Source organism: Roseateles sp. SL47, from assembly GCF_026625885.1.
Taxonomy (GTDB): Bacteria; Pseudomonadota; Gammaproteobacteria; order Burkholderiales; family Burkholderiaceae_C; genus Roseateles.
Genome location: NZ_CP113068.1, coordinates 1,570,192 through 1,590,236, shown reverse-complemented (window position 1 = coordinate 1,590,236; position 20,045 = coordinate 1,570,192). Strand labels below are relative to the sequence as shown.

16 protein-coding genes and 1 tRNA gene are annotated in these 20,045 nt (G+C 63.9%); 10 read left to right on the top strand and 7 right to left on the bottom strand.

The window, feature by feature from the left end; genetic code table 11:
• Positions 1–4: 4 nt before the first annotated feature.
• Positions 5–553 carry a LemA family protein gene (locus tag OU995_RS06935; RefSeq protein ID WP_267834807.1) on the top strand — a complete coding sequence of 183 codons (549 nt, stop codon included), beginning with the start codon at positions 5–7 and terminating at the stop codon, positions 551–553.
• A 744-nt stretch (positions 554–1,297) separates the two neighbouring features.
• Positions 1,298–2,578: an NAD(P)/FAD-dependent oxidoreductase gene (locus OU995_RS06930; RefSeq protein ID WP_267836196.1), complete on the top strand. Its 1,281-nt coding sequence runs from the start codon at positions 1,298–1,300 to the stop codon at positions 2,576–2,578.
• Positions 2,579–2,592: 14 nt separating this feature from the next.
• Here the strand turns inward: OU995_RS06930 and OU995_RS06925 are convergent, their stop codons facing one another.
• Together OU995_RS06925 and folE are read right to left on the bottom strand one after the other, a co-directional pair.
• Complete coding sequence (locus OU995_RS06925; protein ID WP_267834806.1) at positions 2,593–3,015, bottom strand: BLUF domain-containing protein; 423 nt, start codon at positions 3,013–3,015, stop codon at positions 2,593–2,595.
• A 29-nt stretch (positions 3,016–3,044) separates the two neighbouring features.
• Positions 3,045–3,761, bottom strand: a complete 717-nt coding sequence (folE, locus tag OU995_RS06920; protein WP_267834805.1) for a GTP cyclohydrolase I — start codon at positions 3,759–3,761, stop codon at positions 3,045–3,047.
• A 177-nt stretch (positions 3,762–3,938) separates the two neighbouring features.
• Between folE and rsmB the strand changes: the two genes are divergently transcribed.
• The 6 genes from rsmB to OU995_RS06890 all read left to right on the top strand — a co-directional run bounded on the left by rsmB (position 3,939) and on the right by OU995_RS06890 (position 12,322).
• On the top strand, positions 3,939–5,318 hold the full coding sequence (gene rsmB / locus OU995_RS06915) for a 16S rRNA (cytosine(967)-C(5))-methyltransferase RsmB (RefSeq protein ID WP_267834804.1): 1,380 nt from the start codon (positions 3,939–3,941) through the stop codon (positions 5,316–5,318).
• Entirely contained in the window at positions 5,315–5,929 is a 615-nt protein-coding gene (locus tag OU995_RS06910; RefSeq protein WP_267834803.1) for a DUF4390 domain-containing protein, read from the top strand. The genes rsmB and OU995_RS06910 overlap by 4 nt, the downstream gene beginning before the upstream one ends.
• 85 nt (positions 5,930–6,014) lie before the next feature.
• Positions 6,015–8,258 carry a sensor histidine kinase gene (locus OU995_RS06905; protein WP_267834802.1) on the top strand — a complete coding sequence of 748 codons (2,244 nt, stop codon included), beginning with the start codon at positions 6,015–6,017 and terminating at the stop codon, positions 8,256–8,258.
• A gap of 13 nt (positions 8,259–8,271) precedes the next feature.
• On the top strand, positions 8,272–8,991 hold the full coding sequence (locus OU995_RS06900; protein ID WP_267834801.1) for a response regulator: 720 nt from the start codon (positions 8,272–8,274) through the stop codon (positions 8,989–8,991).
• Positions 8,992–9,044: 53 nt separating this feature from the next.
• Positions 9,045–9,120: transfer RNA gene (locus OU995_RS06895), tRNA-Phe, on the top strand.
• An 823-nt stretch (positions 9,121–9,943) separates the two neighbouring features.
• Positions 9,944–12,322 carry a hypothetical protein gene (locus OU995_RS06890; protein ID WP_267834800.1) on the top strand — a complete coding sequence of 793 codons (2,379 nt, stop codon included), beginning with the start codon at positions 9,944–9,946 and terminating at the stop codon, positions 12,320–12,322.
• A gap of 4 nt (positions 12,323–12,326) precedes the next feature.
• Here the strand turns inward: OU995_RS06890 and OU995_RS06885 are convergent, their stop codons facing one another.
• The 4 genes from OU995_RS06885 to OU995_RS06870 form a co-directional block, all read right to left on the bottom strand.
• Positions 12,327–12,851, bottom strand: a complete 525-nt coding sequence (locus tag OU995_RS06885) for a group I truncated hemoglobin (RefSeq protein ID WP_267834799.1) — start codon at positions 12,849–12,851, stop codon at positions 12,327–12,329.
• An 86-nt stretch (positions 12,852–12,937) separates the two neighbouring features.
• Positions 12,938–14,332, bottom strand: a complete 1,395-nt coding sequence (locus OU995_RS27445) for a DUF3034 family protein (protein WP_324288720.1) — start codon at positions 14,330–14,332, stop codon at positions 12,938–12,940.
• Between the two features lie 172 nt (positions 14,333–14,504).
• Positions 14,505–14,924, bottom strand: a complete 420-nt coding sequence (locus OU995_RS06875; protein WP_267834798.1) for a VOC family protein — start codon at positions 14,922–14,924, stop codon at positions 14,505–14,507.
• 296 nt (positions 14,925–15,220) lie between these two features.
• Entirely contained in the window at positions 15,221–16,102 is an 882-nt protein-coding gene (locus tag OU995_RS06870; protein ID WP_267834797.1) for a ferritin-like domain-containing protein, read from the bottom strand.
• A 130-nt stretch (positions 16,103–16,232) separates the two neighbouring features.
• Here OU995_RS06870 and OU995_RS06865 point away from each other — a divergent pair, with 130 nt between their 5' ends.
• Positions 16,233–16,841, top strand: a complete 609-nt coding sequence (locus OU995_RS06865; RefSeq protein WP_267834796.1) for a glutathione peroxidase — start codon at positions 16,233–16,235, stop codon at positions 16,839–16,841.
• A gap of 902 nt (positions 16,842–17,743) precedes the next feature.
• On the opposite strand, the gene corA is transcribed toward OU995_RS06865, so the two are convergent.
• Positions 17,744–18,733 carry a magnesium/cobalt transporter CorA gene (corA, locus tag OU995_RS06860; protein ID WP_267834795.1) on the bottom strand — a complete coding sequence of 330 codons (990 nt, stop codon included), beginning with the start codon at positions 18,731–18,733 and terminating at the stop codon, positions 17,744–17,746.
• Between the two features lie 894 nt (positions 18,734–19,627).
• Here corA and hpf point away from each other — a divergent pair.
• The gene (hpf, locus tag OU995_RS06855; RefSeq protein WP_267834794.1) at positions 19,628–19,975 is read left to right on the top strand and encodes a ribosome hibernation-promoting factor, HPF/YfiA family; all 348 of its coding nucleotides are present in this window, start codon (positions 19,628–19,630) and stop codon (positions 19,973–19,975) included.
• Positions 19,976–20,045 lie beyond the last annotated feature (70 nt).

Here is a 20,045-nt window from a genome sequence, read left to right as displayed (position 1 = left end):
CATCGTGACCGTCATCTGGGAACGCAGCCTGTGGGTGATTGGTGCCATCGTGCTCTTCTGGGGCATTGGCGCCTACAACCGCGTCATGCTGCTGCGCAATGAGATTGGCAAGGCCTTTGCGCAGCTGGATGAGGCCCTGACCCGCCGCGCGACGCTGGGCGAATCGCTGCTGTTGCACCTGCGGGAGCGCTTGCCCAGTGAACAGGCCAGCATCGACGCACTGGCCGCTGCGCAGGCGGACGCGACGACAGCGGCCCAATGGGTGCGGGCCAAGCCACATGCGGCGGACCCCATCGCGCAACTGGCCATCACCTCGGCGGTGCATGGTGCCGCCCTCACCCGACTGATCTCCCTGGTGGAACATCATTCGGAACTGGTGTCGGATGCGGAGCTGTACGGCATTGTCGACGAGCTCAAGCTGGTGGACCGCCAACGCGCGTTTGCCCGGCAGGTCTTCAACCAGTCCGTCCAGAACTACAACGAGGCCGTGCGGCAGTTCCCCACCCGGGTGCTGGTGAGCTTCTTCGGATTCTCCGAATCCCGCAGCCTCTGACGCGCTGGCTTCGGCCGACGGGTTTTTCTACACTGGGGCGGCAGCGCCCGCGTCGTGGCCGCTGGGAGCGGTCATGGTGCGGCAAGCGGAACCTGGGCTGAAGCGGGGGCGATGGCAGAGGCCGCGGCCCATGGGCCTGATGACGCGTCACTTGACACGTCACTTGACACGACACTTTTGCGCGGCGCTCTCTCTGATGGCATCAGCGTCCGTGTGCTGGGGCCAGCCCTTGCCCGCCGCCCCGTCATCGCTGCCCGGCGCCACCGGGTCTGAGCGGTGGCAGGCTCGCTCGCTGGCGGCCACCTGCGCGGCGTGCCACGGCACGGACGGCCGCTCCACTGCCGACAACGCCATACCCGGGCTCGCCGGACGCCCCGCCAACGAACTGGCCGCGCTGCTGCGGGCATTCAAGTCCGGCGAGCGCCCCGGCACGGTCATGCCTCAGTTGATCAAAGGATACGACGTCGGGCAGATCGATCGCCTTGCCCGTTATTTCGCTGCCCAGCGCGCGACCCCACCATCGCCGGCAGCGTCGTCGCCATCGCCATCACATCCGCAGCGCGAGACGAAGCACACTCGTTCTCTCTCCGAGCGAGACCAAGGCTCGCGGCAGCCTTCGGAGAGCGTCTCCACGGGTCAAGTCGGCACAGCAGACGCAACCGTTCGCAGCACTGGCATCGCCGGCTCTCGCGGCGGCAGCAGCAGCGGCAGCGATTCTGACGGTAGCAGCGGAACCCAACCATGATGCGCCGCCGCGACTGGATCCTGGCCGGCGCTTCACTCACCGCCTGTGCGACAGTCCGCGCCCAGCCGAGCTGGCGACGCGCCCGTGTGGTGGTGGTGGGCGGCGGCATCGGTGGCGCCACCGCTGCGCGCTACCTGCGGCTGTGGTCCGACCACCAGCTGGAGGTGGTGCTCATCGACCCGCAGGCGACCTTTGTGTCCTGCCCGCTGTCCAACCTGGTGCTGGGTGGCTTCACCACGCTGGAGGCCCTCAGCCGCCCCATGGATGCACTGGATGCCCAAGGCGTTCACCGCATCCGGGACCACGTCACCCACATCGACACCGAGCGGCGTCTTGTGCTGCTGGCCGGTAGCGACCCGCTGCGTTACGACAAGCTGATCGTCTCCCCCGGCATTGATCTGGATTGGAGCAGCGTGCAGGGCCTGCGCGACGCCCATCAGTCCGGCCAGATCCTGCAAGCCTGGAAGGCCGGCCCGGAAACCCTCGCCCTGCGTCGGCAGTTGGAAGCCCTGCCGGATGGCGGCGTCTTTGCCCTGACGATTCCCGAAGCCCCTTACCGCTGCCCACCCGGCCCTTATGAACGCGCCAGCGTGGTGGCGGCGTGGATGAAGCAGGCTCGGCCGCGGTCAAAGCTGCTGGTGCTGGATGCCAATCCGGACATCACCTCCAAGGCCGCGCTGTTCAAGAAGGTGTGGGCGGAGCGTTATGCCGGCTTGATTGAATACCGGCCGCTGCACAAGGCGGTGGCGGTTGAAACCGGACGCAGCGCCGGTGGTGTGGTGCGATTTGAATTGCAATCGCCGGAACGCGCCGATGTTTTGAATGTGCTGCCCGCGATGCATGCGGGCCCGTTGGCGCGCACCACCGGCCTGGCCGGTTCAGGCCCTGCCCCAGGCCGCTGGTGCCCGGTGCACTATCAGACCTTTGCCTCCCCCCTGGCGGCGGACGTGCATGTGATTGGCGACGCGATTCAGGTGGCACCGGCCATGCCCAAGAGCGGGCATATGGCCAATGCCCATGCCAAGGTGGCGGCAGCGGCGGTGCTCAGCAGCCTGGCCGGCCTGCCGCCGGATGACCAGCCGATGCTGACCAACACCTGCTACAGCCATGTGGACGGTCAGCAGGTGATTCATGTGGCCAGCGTGCATCGCTACCTGGCGCAGGAGAAGACCTACCGCACCGTGCCGGGCTCTGGTGGCGTCTCAGACGGGCCGACGGCCCTGGAGGCCCGTTATGCCTGGCACTGGGCCCGCACGCTGTGGAGCGACATGCTGGGCTGAAACCGCCCGTCCGCTCAGCTGCATTCAATGGCGCCGGCCGCCACCAGTTCATCGAAGAGCTGGGTCAGCGCGGTACCCGTCATGCGGAACGGGTCCAGCTTCTGGGTTTCGCTGTACTTGAGCACCATGGCGGGATTGAGCCGGTGCAGATTCACCTGCCCCATCGACCAGCCCGAGAAACGCCGTTCCGCGATTTCTTCATAGGCCATCAGCGTGCATTGCACATGCCGCTCATCCGCCACGATGCGCTTGTAGCGGGTGTTCACCGACTCCCGTGACCCCTCCAGCACCTGGATGAAGATGCCTTCGGTGTAACAAAGCAGGCCGGTGATGCCCTCCTGCGTGTTGTGCTGACGGGAGCGGCGCACGATGTCCTGCAGGTCCTGCGGGCTCAGGTCGCGCGAGGCGCGGCTTGCATAAACGAGGCGAACAAGCATGGGGACTCCTGGAATCTTTCCGTGGACGATCAACTCTTGCTGCGCACCAGCGACAGGAATTCCCGCCGCAGATTCGGATCTTTCAGGAAGGCCCCACGCATCACGCTGTTGATCATGGTGGACTCCATGTCCTTGACACCACGCCAATGCATGCAGAAGTGGTCGGCATCCATCACGATGGCCAGGCCGTCCGGACGCACACGGTCCTGCAGCTCATTGGCCAGCATGGTGACCGCTTCTTCCTGGATCTGCGGACGGCTCATGATCCAGTCGGTCAGGCGCGCGTATTTGGACAGGCCGATGAGATTGGAATGCTCATTGGGCAGCAGGCCAATCCAGACTTTGCCGATGATCGGGCACAGATGGTGGGAGCAGGCGCTGCGCACGGTGATCGGGCCCACGATCATCAGCTCATTGAGCCGTTCCGCATTCGGGAATTCGGTGACGGCGGGCGCGGCGTTGTACCGGCCGGCAAACACCTCGCGCAGGAACATCTTCGCCACACGCTTGGCGGTCTCCTGCGTGTTGTGGTCGCTCTCGGTATCGATGACCAGCGACTGCAGCACCTCCTGCATCTTCACCTGCACCTCGGCCTGGAGCTGTTCCAGTTCTCCCGGTTCCAGGAAGTCGGCGATGTTGTCGTTGGCGTGATAGCGCTTGCGGGCATGGACCAGCCGGTAGCGAATGCGCTCGGATGCGGGCAGGGCCGCCAGGGCCTCGGCGCTCAAGGTGGGGGTGCCTGTCATGGAGGTTGGGGGCACGGCATACCGTGTCCCGAAGGTAAAAAACGGTCAAGGGAGACGGGGGAAGCCCCGCCGGTGCGAGAGTCTGCCTGGATATTCTCCCAGCGGGGGGAAGTCATTGTGAACCGTAGGGCGTACAGAGCGTACGTGGCCCCAACGACCACCCCTTAAACTCCGCCAGTGTCTACCCCCCATCCCTCCTCTCCCCCGCTGCATCGCCTGCTGAGCGCTGGTGCCGACGCCGTCCAGGCCGTTCGTGACGGGCATTCGCTGACCGAGTGGCTGACCCGCTGCCCGGCCGATGTGCGCCCAGGCGCCCAGGCCCTGAGCTTCACCGTGCTGCGGCGCCTGGGTGCCGTGCAGGCGCTGCGGGCCCGGCTGGCGCCCAAGGCCCCGCCACCTCGTGTGGATGCCTTGCTGGTGACGGCCCTGGCACTGCTGTGGCCGGGTGAAACCGCCTATACCGAACACACTCTGGTGGACCAGGCCGTGGAAGCGGCCCGCCGCCGCGCGCCCAAGAACGCGGGCTTCGTGAATGCCGTGCTGCGCCGCTTCCTGCGTGAACGGGAGGCCCTGGTGGCCGCCTTGCAGGACGATCCCATCGCCACCTGGAACCATCCCCGCTGGTGGCAGGAGCAACTGCAACGGGACTGGCCCGACCACTGGCAGGCCCTGCTTTCCGCCAATCAGCAACGCCCGCCGATGACCTTGCGCGTCAACCCGGCCCAGGGCAGCCCCTCGCACTACCTGGACCGCCTGACCGAAGCGGGTATTGCCGCCCATCCGGCAGGAGACCTCTGGCCCCAGGCCCTGGTGCTGGACGAACCCCGACCGGTCCAGGCCCTGCCCGGCTTCGCTGAGGGGGATGCCTCGGTGCAGGACGCCTCCGCCCAACTGGCCGCCCCGCTGCTGTTGGGAACGATGGCGCCGCAAGACCTGGCCCCGGGTGAGCATTGGCCGATGCTGGGCGCAGGCGCCCATGTGCTGGACGCCTGCTCCGCGCCTGGCGGCAAAACCGCGCATTTGCAGGAATTAGCGGGCAACCGCCTGGATCTTCTGGCGCTGGACACCGACGCCAAGCGGCTGGAACGGGTCCAGCAGAACCTGGAGCGGCTGCAACTGACGGCCCGGGTGACACCGGCCGACGCCCGCAACACCCAGGCGTGGTGGGACGGCCGCCCGTTCGACGGCATCTTGCTGGATGCCCCTTGCAGCGCCTCCGGTATCGTGCGCCGCCATCCGGACGTGCGGTGGCTGCGCCGCGCCACGGACATTCCGGCCCTCGCCCAGATCCAATCAGAATTGCTGGAGGCCCTGTGGCCGCTGCTGAAGCCCGGCGGACGGTTGCTCTACGCCACCTGCTCGGTCTTCAAAGCCGAAGGCCAGGATCAAATCGACGCGTTTTTGCAACGCCATGGTGATGCACGGTGGCGTCAGTTCACGCGTGGAGCCGGTCACCTCCTCCCGCTCGCTGACAATGCTTCGCAAGAACCACCGCGAGGCGCCGCCGTCACCGACGGCTTCTTCTACGCCTTGCTCCAGAAGTTGCCGTCCGCGTGAGCTTGTTCCGTCCGTTCGTTCTGCTGCGTTCCTGGTCGCGGCGCCTGACCCTGGTCGGCGCGCTGCTGGCCTTGCACGCCTGGGCAGTGGCCCAGGGGGTGACACTGCAGCAATTGCATGCGGAACGGGTGGAGGACGGACTGGCGCTGAGTTTCAGCAGTCGCTTCGAGTTGCCGAAACCGGCGGAAGACGCTCTGCTCAAGGGCGTTGCCATCTATTTCGTGGCGGAAGTGCAGGTGTTGCGCAACCGCTGGTATTGGAGGGATGCGCGCGTGGCCCAGGCCAGCCGCACCTGGCGCCTCACCTGGCAACCCCTGACCCGTCAGTACCGGGTGAGCACCGGGGGCCTGCATCAGAGCTTCGACAGCCTGGGTGAGGCGGTGGCTTCGCTGCGCGGCGTCTCCGGCTGGCGTGTGGCCGATGCCAAGGACATCGAGGACGATGGCAGCTACTACCTGGAGTTCAGCTACAAGCTGGACACCAGCCAGCTGCCGCGTCCGATGCAGATCGGCCTGGGCGCCGGCCAGGGCTGGGCCCTTTCGGTGGAGCGCTACATGCAGCTCAACCTGGACTTGCCCGCCACGCCGCCGCCCAACCGGCCGCAGCCCTGATCGGACCCGCCCCCTTGTCTCCTGTGTTCCGCTGCCCTGACCGTCTTCCCACCCCAGTGGACCTGACCCTGAAGGACTGCATCCTGTGACCAAAGCGGCACGCCTGGCCTGGCTGGTTTCGGTGACGGCCATCGCCGGCGCCAGCGGCATGCTGGCCTTCCTGCTGTCGATCAGCACCACCGCTCAGCGTGGCTTCCTGGAGCGCCATTACCTCTGGCTGTTCTGGGTCAACGTGGCCGTGGCCACCGCGCTGATCATCGTCATCGGGGTGGCCGGTGCGCGCTTGGCGCTGCGGGTCAAGCGGGGGCGTTTCGGCAGCCGGCTGCTGCTCAAGCTGGCCTGGATCTTCGCTTTTGTTGGTGTGGTGCCGGGGGTGCTGATCTACACCGTCTCCTACCAATTCGTGAACCGCAGCATCGAAAGCCTGTTTGACCAGCGGCTGGCGAGTGCGTTGGAAGCCGGGCTGGCACTGGGGCAGGACACGCTGGACAACGCCCGCAGCGAGCTCAGCGCCCGCACGCGCAGCGCCGCCGAGCGCTGGGAAGACGGGGCGCTCGCCCCTCTGGCGCTGGAGCGTCTGCGCGACCAGCTGTCGGCCCGCAGCGTGGCGCTGTTGGGCAGCAACGGCCAGGTGCTGCTCACCGCCGGCGCCGAGACGGACAACATCCCCGACCGCCCCACCTCCACCATGCTCAGTCAGGCGCGGGCCAACGGGGTGTCGTCGCGGCTGGAGGGCCTGGAAGATGAGCAGCAGGCGGCCCTGGGCGAGGCCCGCATCCGCGCCGTGGCGCTGCTGCCCAGCAGCGTCCTGCAGTTGAGCAACAGCGACCGCTACCTCATGGTGGTGCGAAACATCAGCGGCAAGGTGGTGAGCAATGCGCTGAACGTGCAGACGGCCAACCAGGAATACCTGCAACGGTCGCTGCTGCGGGACGGGCTGCGGCGCATGTATCTGGGCACGCTCACACTGGTGCTGATCCTGGCGGTGTTTGCTGCCTTGCTGCTGGCGGTGGCGCTGTCCAATCAACTGGTGCAGCCGCTGTTGCTGCTGGCCGAGGGCATGCGGGAAGTGGCCACCGGCGATCTGAAAGCCAAGCCGGTCTTCCGCTCCCGGGACGAACTGGGGGGGCTGACCCGCTCGTTTGCCGACATGACCGAACAGTTGGCCGATGCACGCGCGCAGGTGGACCTGAGCGTGACCCAGCTGGAAAGCGCCCGCACCCACCTGCAGACCATCCTGGACAACCTCACCGCCGGCGTGATGGTGTTTGGCGCGGACCGGCGCATCGAGTCGGTCAACCCGGGCGCCACCCGCATCATGCGGCTGCCGCTGTCGGCCTACGTGGGCCGACGGCTGGAAGAACTGGAGCCGCTGGAGGAGTTCGCCAGGTCCATCTGGCAGCGCTTTGAACTGCAGACCCCGGAGGCGGGAGAACGCGACCACTGGCAGGACTCCTTTGAGCTGCGCCTCACCGAGCAGATCACCTTGACGCTGCTGGTGCGGGGCGCGGCGCTGCCGCATGAGGCCCGTCTGGTGGTGTTCGACGACATCAGCGAGGTGGTCTCGGCCCAACGCTCGGCGGCCTGGAGCGAGGTGGCGCGGCGCCTGGCCCATGAAATCAAGAATCCGCTGACGCCGATCCAGCTGTCCGCTGAGCGGCTGCAGTTCAAACTGGAATCCAAGCTCGAAGGCACGGACCAGGCGATGCTGGTGCGCTCCGTGGGCACCATCGTCAACCAGGTGCAGGCGATGAAGCAGTTGGTGAATGAATTCCGGGACTATGCTCGGCTGCCTGCCGCCAAGCTGGCCCCCTTGGACGTGAATGCTTTGGTGGCCGAAGTGCTGACGCTCTATGCCGAAGCACAGGAAGCTGGGCGATTGGTGGCGGACTTGGCGCAGGAGCCACCCCTCATCCTGGGGGATGCGCCGCAACTGCGTCAGGTCATTCACAATCTGGTGCAAAACGCGCTGGATGCGGTCAGTGAGCGGCCGGATGGGCGCGTGGTGGTGCGCACCCAAAAGGCCAGCAACGAGCTGGGCGAATTGCGAGCCCTGCGGCTGGTCATCACGGATAACGGCCCCGGCTTTGCGGAGAAGGTGCTGAACCGGGCGTTCGAGCCATACGTCACGACCAAGACCAAAGGCACCGGCCTGGGGCTGGCCGTGGTGAAGAAAATTGCGGATGAGCACGGGGCCCGCATCCGTTTGATCAATCTTCAGCCGCCAGGCGACGGCGATCAGGCCCCGATAGGCGCGCAAGTTTCGTTATCATTTTCAAAACTCGCGACTGCACCGAGCCCTGCGCCAGACGCGCCTCGGCCCGCGTGAACAGTAGGCATACATGGCAACCATTCTTGTTGTTGACGACGAACTGGGCATTCGTGCCCTGCTGTCAGAAATCCTCTCGGACGAGGGGCACACGATCGAACTGGCTGAGAATGCGCAGCAGGCTCGCGCCGCGCGTGAGCGTTCTCGTCCGGATCTTGTGCTGTTGGACATCTGGATGCCGGATGTGGACGGCGTGACGCTGCTGAAGGAATGGGGCAGCACCGGGCAATTGACCATGCCGGTGATCATGATGAGCGGCCACGGCACCATCGACACGGCGGTGGAAGCCACCAAGTTCGGCGCCATGGCCTTCCTGGAGAAACCGATCACCTTGCAGAAACTGCTACGGGCGGTGGAACAGGCGTTGGTGAAGACCGCTCCGCGTCCGGCACCGCCAGCCCCTGTGGTGGGTCTGCCCAGCTATGTGCGGCCGGAAGCGCTGCCGGTGATGCCGGCGAATGTGTCGCTGTCGGGCGGGGTGCCCAGCCTGGTGACCCCGGCGCCGGTCCAGCACCAGGGAATGGCGTCGGAGCAGCTGTTTGAACTGGACCGCCCGCTGCGTGAAGCGCGTGATGCGTTCGAGAAGAGCTACTTCGAGTTCCACCTGGCCAAGGAAAATGGCTCGATGACCCGGGTGGCCGAGAAGACGGGGCTGGAACGCACCCATCTGTATCGGAAGCTGAAGCAATTGGGTGTTGATCTTTCGCGGAACAAGCGCGGAGGCGGAATTTAGTGTTATAGTCACGGTCTTCGGTGCTCAGCGCAGCTGGCAACGAAGATAAAGATGGCCAAGTAGCTCAGTTGGTAGAGCAGCGGATTGAAAATCCGCGTGTCGGTGGTTCGATTCCGCCCTTGGCCACCAAGACAGAAAGTTGTTGAAATTCAATGACTTTGCGAAAACGGCGACTACGAAAGTGGTCGCCGTTTTGCGTTGTGGCGTTGTGGCGTGCCGTTTCTGGCGCACATCGGGCCATCGCGTCAGGCGGCCACTTCCTCAAGCGCTCTCAGCGCGCACTTGATTGCGCATGACTGCGGTCTTGGTGCTCGCGCGATAGGCGCGGTCGAGGCATCTTTTGGGGTGTCTTTATCTTGGCCGCTTCGCCAGCCGCGTGGCCTCGCGTTTGAGCAGCCGCGACGGGCAGCCCCATGTGCCAGGCCAGGGACATGCAGAAGTGTTCGTTGACAACCAAATGGGGCGTTACCTGCCACGCGGGGTCGGGCCATGCCCAGACGGCCGATTTCTTGAATTCCGAAATTCATCAAATTCCGAAACAACTGACGGTCGTGCGTCACACCGGCCTGAGCGGGCGTCAACCGAAGAGCCGCGAGCACGACGTCCGAAGCTCGGGTCGCCGCTTGCGACACCCTGTCCGTCGCGACATTGGCGGGCGCAGGGTTCTGGCACTCCTCTGGCACTCCTCTGGAAAACGCGACAGGTATCGAGCGCCAATGGCTGCGGTTGATTGCGGTTGATTGCGGTTGATTTCACCGTAAGTGATTGATTTGGTTGATTATTGCGCGTGGAGAATGTAACGCTTCGCGCGCAGATGCCCTTTGAAAATCCGCGTATTGGTGGATCGATTCCGCCCTTGGCCACCAACATTCAGAGCCCCTGAGGCATGAACAGTTTGCGGTGAGTTGTCACTGAGTTTTCACCTCGGCATGTGCCGACGAGGAGCTTCGACATGTTTGTGTCCCCAAGTTCAAACGCTTCCGCCAGCCAGGACGTTCATCCCAATCCCGCCGCAGATTCCCTATCCCCCGCAGCCAGCCGCCGCATCAGCGTGGGCGAGCTCGAGCGCGCACAAGCCCAGGCCCGGGCCACGCTGGAGAGCTCCGGCCGTGCGGACCTGGCGATGCGAGCGGCCTTCCTCTCTCTGAATGCCGGCACGGAAGCGCCCGTGTCCCATCACACCGCCAGTGAAGCCCTTGACGACTCTGGCTACCGGACCGTCAAGCTGATGAACTCCGAGGCCCAAGGCATCGCCCGCCCGCACGGATGGGCCCAATCGCAGCAACGCTTCATCCAAAGCGCGATCATGCCGCTGCAGAACGCCTTCGAGCCCAATCAGACGGCCCTCCTGAGCACGCCGGCTGGCGACGCCATGGTGATCGGTCAGGACCACCACGGGCGGCCGTTCGGTCTGACGACCGACCCGTGGGCGACGGGGGCGGCAGATCACAGGCTCGTCCTGGTTCAGGATGCTGATTGCACCACCTCCCTGCAGCGAATGGCCTTCCAGTCTTCGGCGCTCCACGGAGCGGCCTGGACGCTTGTCACGCCCACCGACGTCCAACTGCCCGACGGTGTCCTACGAGCCGTCTACGACGAACCGGCGCCGTTGACGGCTGAACCTCAGAGCACCGCGTTGGCCGCCGCCACCCCACAAGCCAAGCCTCGGACGCAGGCCACGACCACCGCCACCGGGGCGGGCCCGCTCACAGCAGAGCGGCTCACCCAAGCCAGCAGGATGTTTGGCGTCCTGCGCCAGTTGCACTGCGAAAGCCCGGGAGGCCCGGATGTGATCGACGCGCTGGTCATCATGTTTGACTACCTGTCCACCGGGTCGGAGCATAGTTTCAACGAGGCCCTTCGCGCCGCTGCGCCCAGCCAGCCGACGCAGTCACCCGCCAGTTCGGCACGCCCTGACCACCGACCAGCGGCTTCCTCCCAGACATTCGGCCCGGGCAGCTCTTTGCCCGAGAAATTCCTGCGTTTGCAAGACGCGGGCGCCTACGCCAAGCTGGTGGTGGCAATGAAGAAGGACGTCTTTGATGGTTTGGCCGGCCAGAACAATCGTGGCCATGAACGCCTACCGCCGGGTTCGTTCGAACAGGTTCCGATCACCGATTCCCGCGCCGCCAAGGACCAGGCTTTCAAGGACCATATCTACCCCACGCTGGCTCACCTGGCACCCAATCAGGTCGCCGTGTTCCTCCTCCCGAATTCCCACCCCTCCCTGGTCGGAAAGGACGCCAATGGCGAACTCTTCACCTTGAGTTCAAACCGATGGGACCCGCATTTCAACAACGTGCGCCATAGCTACATTCAGCACGGAGTCCAAGCGCTTGACACCGCGATTCATTCCTCCAAGGTCATGCCATGGGCCCGCAGCAGTCCTTGGGCCATCATTCAACCCATCCACGCCTCCGTGAGCGAGGCGATCACTCGCAAAGATCTCCAAGCGCCAGGTCTCCAAGCTCCCGCCGGGCCGTTAGCGAAGGCCGCCGCCAAGGATTCCGAACCGGCGCTACAGGCTGCTGCGACCGCCAGCCAGCAGCACAGGCCTTCGTCATCCGCCACATCGTCGGTCACATCGCCGACAACATCGACCACCACTTCAGCCCTTACGCCGACCAGCGCCGCTTCGACGGACACCGATTGGCCGGGCGTGACAGACGTGGCACTGATACATGCCAACAGCATGTTCAGTACCCTGCGAGAGTTGAAGTGCCCTGGCGCAGACGCTTTGATGGTCATGTTGGATCTCCTGAGCACCGGGCGTCGAGACCTCTATCAAGAAGCCTTGCTCCGTTATGCCCCCAGCACAAGGCCGGACCACACCTCATCGCAACTGGCGCAACTGGCGCAGTCGCAGCACTCCTGGCCCGAACGAGTACTGCAGCTCAAGGCGGGCGGTGCGCACGTCACCTTGCAGTTGGGGTTGCAGGAACACCTCCTTCAAGAGGCAGACGCCAGCAATCGAGGAAAGGACAAACTCGCCCCTGGGGGGGTGGATCTCGTTCCCTTCTCCGGAAAGTCGTTCACCAAGGAGTGGTTGTTCGGCCAGCATGTGGACCCGGTCATCAATAGCCTGAAGCCCGATCAGCTCGCCCTGTTCATTCTTCCCGGCACCGAGGGCGCCTTGGTGGGCCGCGACCAGAAGGGAGAGCTGTTCGCCATGACCCTGGAGCGGTGGGGCCAGCAATTCAACAACACAGGTCGCAACTATGTGTTGAGAGGAAACGACGCCATGGCCGCCATCGAGGCGTCCCGCAACGAGAAGTCGTCTGGCGCATCGACATGGGCCATCATCAAGCCGCGCGCCCCCGCTCAGCAGTGACGGCTCACCGTGTGACGACATCCCTATACATCGGTGCCAGCAAGGCCAGCAAACGGTTCTGCGCCGCAAACGGAACACCCTGAGCGTCCATGGCCAGTTGGAGATCTTCCACCAACGCATTGAAGTGGGCCTTGTTGATGCCAAGTTTGGCGTGGGAGTTCTTCATGGTCTCCCCGTCGTACTTGCAAGGCCCTCCGGACAATTCACAAAACTGCTTGCGCAGTTGCTCCGTGAGAAAGCGCGGATTCGTCTCCTGGAACAGGTGCTTGATGCGTTCATCCGCATAAGCACGCTCCACCAGCCCGGCACTGATTCGGGCAACCCCCTCGTCACCACCCAGCGCCTGGAACAGCGAATCGTCGGCGGCGCGGGCTGGCGCGATAACCAGCATAGCCCCCATCAGAAGGATGACCCCAGGGCTGCGCAGTACCCGGAAGAGGCGCCTCAGACTCTTCGGCCTCTTCAGGTTCATCAAGCTCATCAGCTTCATCAGGCGGACGAGCGGAACAACACGGGAAGGTCGGGCCATGGAAGTCTCCTCATGCGGTCGGCCGGTCTTCGACAGGGCCACCGTGCAGCGGGTCACCAGCTCAACAGGTCTGCCGGGCAATTGCCTCAATAGGCCAACTGAATCGATCCATACACCCCGCGCTGCCGGCGCGGCTGGATCCCTGGCACCACCTGGCCCAGGTCCACATAAGCTGCCGTCAGCGAGATGTTCTTGTTCGGGGCCCAGGCCACGAACACATCCTTCCAGTCCTGCTCTTTTAAGGCATCGCCCAGCACCGACGGATTGAGCTTGTCCGGCTTCATGCGGTATTCCACGCCGACCGCCCAGTGACGATTGAGCAGATAGGCCACCGACATTTCAGGCAGCAATGAATAACGGCGGCTCGCCGCCCCTCCAAAACCCAGCAGGCCATTCTGATTGGCCCGGCTGGCGCGCAGCGTGAGATTCACCAGCGTGCTTTGGGCCAGGAAAAGCTTGGTGGCGCTGAGGTACACATCCACGCCGTGGCGCTTGGCCCCGAGGGCGGACAGGGTTGGATTCAGCCCTTCCGCATCCACCCACTTGTATTCCAGCCCCAGCGCCAGTTGCGGCATCCAGGTGTCGGCATCCAGGACCGCATCGCCGCCCAGCCGCAGCTTGGTGCCCAGGAGGGTCTGTTTGAGATGCAGGCCCGGCAGGCCCAGTGCAGCGCCCGTGCCGCCGGCGGAAAAGTCCTGCCGTGCAATCGAGAGTTCGGCTCGCTCGCCAAAGGCCACCAGGGCGCCATAGCCGCTCAGTCCGTAGTCCTGGGTCGGCAGGCGGGTGTAATACGCCGTGGCCCCGATTTGGCCTTCGGTGGCATAGCTGCCGGTCAACGCCCAGGGCGTGAGCCCACCACCGGCCGCGCCGTCGATGCTGCTGACACCACCAGTGAGCAACAGCTTGCCTTTGGGTGGCGGGAAGGAGGAAGTGGTGGCTGAGGTTGTTGCGGCCCCAGCTGTAGTCGTGGCGGTGGCACTGCGGGTGCTCGTGGCGGAAGACGCGGCGGAAGATGACATCGAAGGCTCGCCTGCAACCCCGGACGACTGAGCCGCCGCGACCTGCCAACAGCCCAAGCTCATCATCACCGTCGCCAGCGTGGCCGTCGCTGTCGCGAGCGGCTGCCGGATGACCCCAGGACAAAACGCCAGCAGCCCTGCGGGCACAAGAGGCAACGGCGGGTTGGGTTGACGCGTGCCCTGCATGGGTTCGGTGTGGTGGCTGGCGCCATGGCCTGCACTCGGATCAGCGCAATGCATCGAGTGGGCAGACGCACAGCGCAAGACGTGGAAGTCGGCCCCCTGCGCCGCCAGATTCGCCACGTTCAGCGCTGCATTCGTCAGTGCCACCTTGGGCGTCGCATTCCGTGCCGGGTTCGGTGTCACATTCGGTGTCACATTCGGCGCTGCATTCAGTGCGCCCTTCAGTGCTGCGTTCAGCGCCGCCCCGGCATCAACGCTACGCACCATGTCCTGCAGCATCACGCCCTCCTCGTCGCACCTGATGTCTGCGAGCACACTCGCAACTGAATGATGTTGGGGGATCAGGGCCCGATGCATCACCTGACCAGCGGAAGAATCACGTGTCCTCACACGTGTCCTCACGCCCCAGGCAAAGCCTGCGACCTTGCCCGGCCCCTGGGGCCACCTCAGCTCACCACGCGCCGGTGTTGGGCATGGAGATCCAGGGCTCTGACGGGGGCAAAGCCGGACCGTCCTGCAGCAGTTCCACCGAGATGTTGTCAGGCGAGCGGACAAACGCCATGCGCCCGTCCCGAGGCGGGCGGTTGATCAGCACGCCGTGATCCATCAGACGCTGGCAGGCCGCATAGATGTCGGGCACCGCATAGGCCACATGGCCGAAATTGCGGCCGCCGGTGTATGGCTCCGGATCCCAGTTGTAGGTGAGTTCGATCTGCGCGTCCTCGTCGCCGGGCGCCGCCAGGTAGACCAGCGTGAAGCGCCCGGCTTCATGCTCGGAACGGCGCACGACTTGCAGGCCCAGCGCGTCGCGGTAGAACTTCAGGGAGGCTTCGATGTCGGTCACGCGGACCATCGTGTGCAGGTATTTCATGAGGATTGACCAAAGAGGTGGGAAGACGGGGCGTCAAGGCGGGTGGTCCCGGAGACCACCCCTCGACTGGAATCGTTCAGTGCATTGTGGCTGCGCCTCGGTCTGCCTGCACGTGTCGGGGCTTGTGCGCATGCCGCTGCGGGGTGGTGTCGGTGCTGTGCGGCCGAACTGACATCACTCGTCACCCATTACCCAAAACCCATGTAGCCATGTAGCCATGTAGCCATGTAGCCATGTAGCCACCAATACAAAAGCCCGCCGAAGCGGGCTTTCTGATTGACTCCAGCGTGCAGGTTTCAGTGGCCCTGCGGGGACAGGTCGCTCCCGCCCGGTTGCTGTGCTGCTGCAGCCACCCGCTGGGTGATTTCCTTGCGGTAGCGGTTGAGTTCCTGAACGCTGGCGAAGCTGCGCTCCATCAGCAGGCTCATGTTGTGGAGGATGCGATCCACCACCTTGTTTTCCCAGACGCTGTCGAACTGGATCTGCTTGTCCAGCCAGCGCTCCAGCCATTCCGGATCCGGCAGGCGGCTCTGGATGGTGTCACGCGGGAACAGCTTGGCATTCACATGCAGGTTGGTCGGATGCAGCGCCTGGGCCGTGCGGCGCGCGCTGGCCATCAGCACGCCGACCTTGGCAAAGGCGGCCTTGGCCTCATCACCGAACTTGGCCATGGCTCGCTTCATGTAGCGCAGATAGGCACCGCCGTGGCGGGCTTCATCGCGCGACAGCGTTTCGTAGATGGCCTTGATCACCGGCTCGGTGTGCCATTCAGCCGCACGGCGGTACCAGTGGTTCAGGCGGATCTCGCCGCAGAAGTGCAGCATCAGTGTTTCCAGCGCAGGCGCGGGGTCGAATTCAAAGCGCACTTCATGCAGCTCCGCTTCGGTGGGCACCATGTCCGGACGGAAGCGACGCAGGTACTCCATCAGCACCAGCGAATGCTTCTGCTCTTCGAAAAACCACACGCTCATGAAGGCAGAGAAGTCGCTGTCGTCCTTGTTGTCACGCAGGAACATCTCGGTGGCCGGCAGTGCCGACCATTCCGTGATGGCATTCATCTTGATGGTGCGTGCCTGATCGTCGGTCAACTTGGCGGCATCGAACTTGTCCCAAGGGATATCGGTGTCCATGTTCCAGCGCACGGCTTCGAGTTGCTTGAAGAGTTCGGGGTAAAGCATGGTGACGTTCCTTGGATAACTCAGTGCATTTTATCGGTCTGAAGATGACAAACCCTTACGCGGCTCGCTTCTGGCCTAATTGACGTTGTCACATCTCACGGCATCCACCGATGCCGCCCAGGAGCGTTCCATGAGTCTGCCTTCCTTTTCCACCCTGTTCCGGCGCCTCACGCTGGTGCTGGTAGTGGCCTGTGCGCCCTTGGCTGCCCACGCCGCCAGCGCCACCGCAGCAGCCCCCACCAGCACAGCAGCAAACTGCCCGGACCTGCTCCAACGGCAGTTTCCGCGCCTGCAAGATGAAAAGCCCCAAGCTTTGTGTCAGTACGCCGGCAAGGTGGTGCTGGTGGTCAACACCGCAAGCTTCTGCGGCTTTACGCCGCAATACAAGGCATTGGAAGCCCTTTCGATCAAGTACAAGGAGCTGGTCGTCCTGGGTTTCCCTTCGGGCGACTTCGGAAATCAGGAATACGGCAGCAACAAGGAGATCGCTGAGTTCTGCGAGAACACCTTCAACGTGAAGTTCCCGATGTTCAGCAAAAGCAGTGTGTCAGCCGGCAAGTCTGACCTGAACCCGCTGTTCGCCGACCTGGCCAAGCGTACCGGTCAGTCCCCCAAGTGGAACTTCCACAAATACCTGATCTCTCGTGATGGGCAAGAGGTGCTCAGCTTCGGCTCCAAGGTAGACCCCGAAGGCCCAGAATTCACCAAGGCGCTGGAGAAGTTGCTGAAGCAGAACTGACGAGGTTGAAGCGCCGGTGTGACCGGTGTTTCGAGTGCTGCACTGGCCCGCAGGGACCCCGTCACCGGCAATTGGCGGACCCACTTTGGGCCTGCCAAAAGCTGTCCCGGCTAGCCGGTACAGCAGTGACAGTTGCTCACTTTTTCCCACGGAATCGGGATGACAACGGGTCGCTTGCATTGCACTATAGACATCAGTGCAGCGCTTCGCGATCGGTCGCCAGCCGCTCTGCCACCGCTCATTGATCTGCAGTCGATGGCCGGTGTGTGGCCCGTGTGCAGTCAGTTTGGGCCTCGCCAGTTCGGAAGGCTCAATTCGCTGGTGTGGTGTGCAAGGGGTGGTGCGCAAGGAGTGGTGTGCAATGTGTGGTGCGCAAGGTTTGGTGTGCAAGGTTTGGTGTGCAAGGTGTGGCACGGCTTGATTGGCAAGACTTGCAGGGCGCACCAGGCACGCAGCTTGCCACCACGGTGGATGGTGACCGGCAAGGTTGCCAGTTAGTGTCTAAACACCGAGATCCAACGAGGGCTTTTAGGGTTTCTACCAACCCGGAAGCTGATGGGAGTAAAGTTCACAGCACTCGTTCACGCTTTCAGCCGCAAGACCTGCTTGTTCGCAAGCTGCAATCCCGAGGCCTTTCTCCTCCTCCTCCCTCCCTCCCTCGTTGGCCACGGGGCGTCTTGAGGCTACTTTTCTGCCCTAGGGCTTCCGCATTGGCGGAAGCCCTTTTTGCTTGGCGGTCGAGAACGGCGCGGAGGCCGGGCGTGCGGGGCGGCACACAGACAGAACAAGGGCCGCTCGGCGGCGGCCCTTGGTGTCTACCGACGGCTCAGGGTGGAGGCGTCAGGTTCTGATCTGCACGTTGTAGGGAGGTGGCCCACTCTTCGGCCACCCGTGCCAGCGCGTCATGCCAACCAGCCCTTGCGCCGGAAATACACAAACGGCGCCACCACCGAGGCCAGCATCAGCCCCAGCGCAAACGGGTAGCCGTATTCCCAGTGCAATTCCGGCATGGCCTGGAAATTCATGCCGTAGACGCTGGCAATCAAGGTGGGCGGCAGCAACGCCACGCTTGCCACCGAGAAGATCTTGATGATCTTGTTCTGGTTGATGTTGATGAAGCCGACGGTCGCATCCATCAGGAAGTTGATCTTGTCGAACAGGAAGGCGGTGTGGCTGTCCAGCGAGTCGATGTCCCGCAGGATCTGGCGGGACTCTTCGAACTGCTCCGCATTGAGCATCCGGCTGCGCATCATGAAGCTGACCGCACGGCGGGTGTCCATCACATTGCGGCGAATGCGCCCGTTCAAGTCTTCCTCACGTGCGATGGCCGCCAGCACTTCCCCGGCCTCGGTGTCGTTCACATCCTTCTTCAGCACCCGCTCGCTGACCTTCTCCAGGTTGTCGTAGATGCCCTCCAGCACGTCCGCGGAATATTCCGCATCGGCGTCATAGAGCTTGAGCAGCACATCCTTGGCATCTTCAATCAGCGCCGGGATGCGCCGCGCCCGCAGGCGCAACAGCCGGAACACCGGCAGGTCCTCGTTGTGGACCGAGAACAGCACGTTGTTGAAAAGGATGAAGGCCACCCGCACGTTGCGCGGGGCTTCCATGTCGTCGATGAGGAAGTCGGAGCGGATATGCAGCTCGCCGTTGTCCTCCTCGTAGAACCGGGCCGATTCCTCCAGATCCTCGTCCACGATGTCTTCGGGGATCACCAGGCCAAAGCGTTCCCGGATCCAGTCCTTTTCTTCCGCGCTCGGGGATTCGAGGTCCACCCAGATCGGTTGACGCTCGGAGCCGGTGACCGCGCTCAGTTCGGCAGCGGTGGAGATCTCTTCCTGAACCATCCCGCCCTTGAGGCGGCCATTGTCCAGAGTGAACACATTCAGCATGCAGGTCCTTCGTCTGCGTCGGCGCGCTTCAAGGCGAACGCTCGAGCAGGATGGCGCGTTGACGAGGCAGGAGGGTCAGGCGCGGGGTCGCTGGGGAACGGCCTCTTTGATGACGCGAGGAAGCGCGTCCGGAAGGGGCTCAATGGGGGCGGATCAGGGCGGGTTCAGGGCGGATAGGGCCCGTCTCACTCCGGACAAGCGGCACAGCGGCGGCTGGACACCTCTGACGAGCCTCACTGGCACGGCACTGGCGACTGGCGACCTTCAGCTGCGGCGGTTTGACGCTGGAGTGGACGGCCACCGAGGGTGGTCGCTGTCCAAGTGGGACTCCAGTGATGGGGACGCTGAATTATCACACTGTGGGAATGTGGCCAGCAAGGCTGCGGCGGCAGCGACAACACCCAGCATTCCAGCACGGTCCCTGCCGATGCGCAAGGCGGAAAGATTCACCCCCAAACCTTGCTTTTGATCACTTGTCTTCGCCATCGAACGCGCGCAGACTGGGCTCGTCCAGGCCACACGAAGAGTCTTACCGCAGACACATTCCCAAGCCCTCCAACGCCACTCCTTCAGCCGCGCGCCCCTGCGGCGCCGCCTTGTGCGGCCCGCCCGGATGCCCGCTCCCGGACTGCAGCTACCGCAGGCCTTCCACATCCGAATCGCTCCAGTGTTTTTTCTGAGTCGTTTTGCACACTGGCGCCGGCTGGTTTTGGTTCCGCCGCTTCAAATCCGCTACTTTTGATAGACCGCCAAGATCGCCCCCATCGGGCCTACCGATTTCTCCACCCCTGACCCCCTCATCAAGACCCAGCGATTCCATCCATCTTCAGCGTTCCCGATTTCTCACGGCGCCCAAGGGCGCAGTTTCCGACCAGCCCTGTGAAAGGAGGCTTTATGAACCTGACCATCAGCGGCCACCATCTCGAAGTCACCCCCGCGTTGCGCGAGTACGTGCTGACCAAGCTCAGCCGGGTACTGCGACACTTTGACCAGGTCGTGGACGTCAACGTCCTGCTCACCGTGGAAAAGCAAAAGGAGAAGGACCGCAGGCAGCGTGCCGAAGTGACGCTGCACGTGAAGGGCCGCGAAATCTTCGTGGAAAACTCCAGCGAAGACCTCTATGCGGCCATTGACGAATTGATGGACAAGCTGGATCGGCAGGTGTGCCGCCACAAGGACCGCGTGCAGGATCATCACCATGCCTCTGCCAAGCGCATGGACATTCCGGCACAAGGTGGCTGATCTCAATCACTGATTTCGGCGGCTGACTTCGGTCAGCGCGATGGCTGCCCCAGGGTTTTCCCTTAACGCA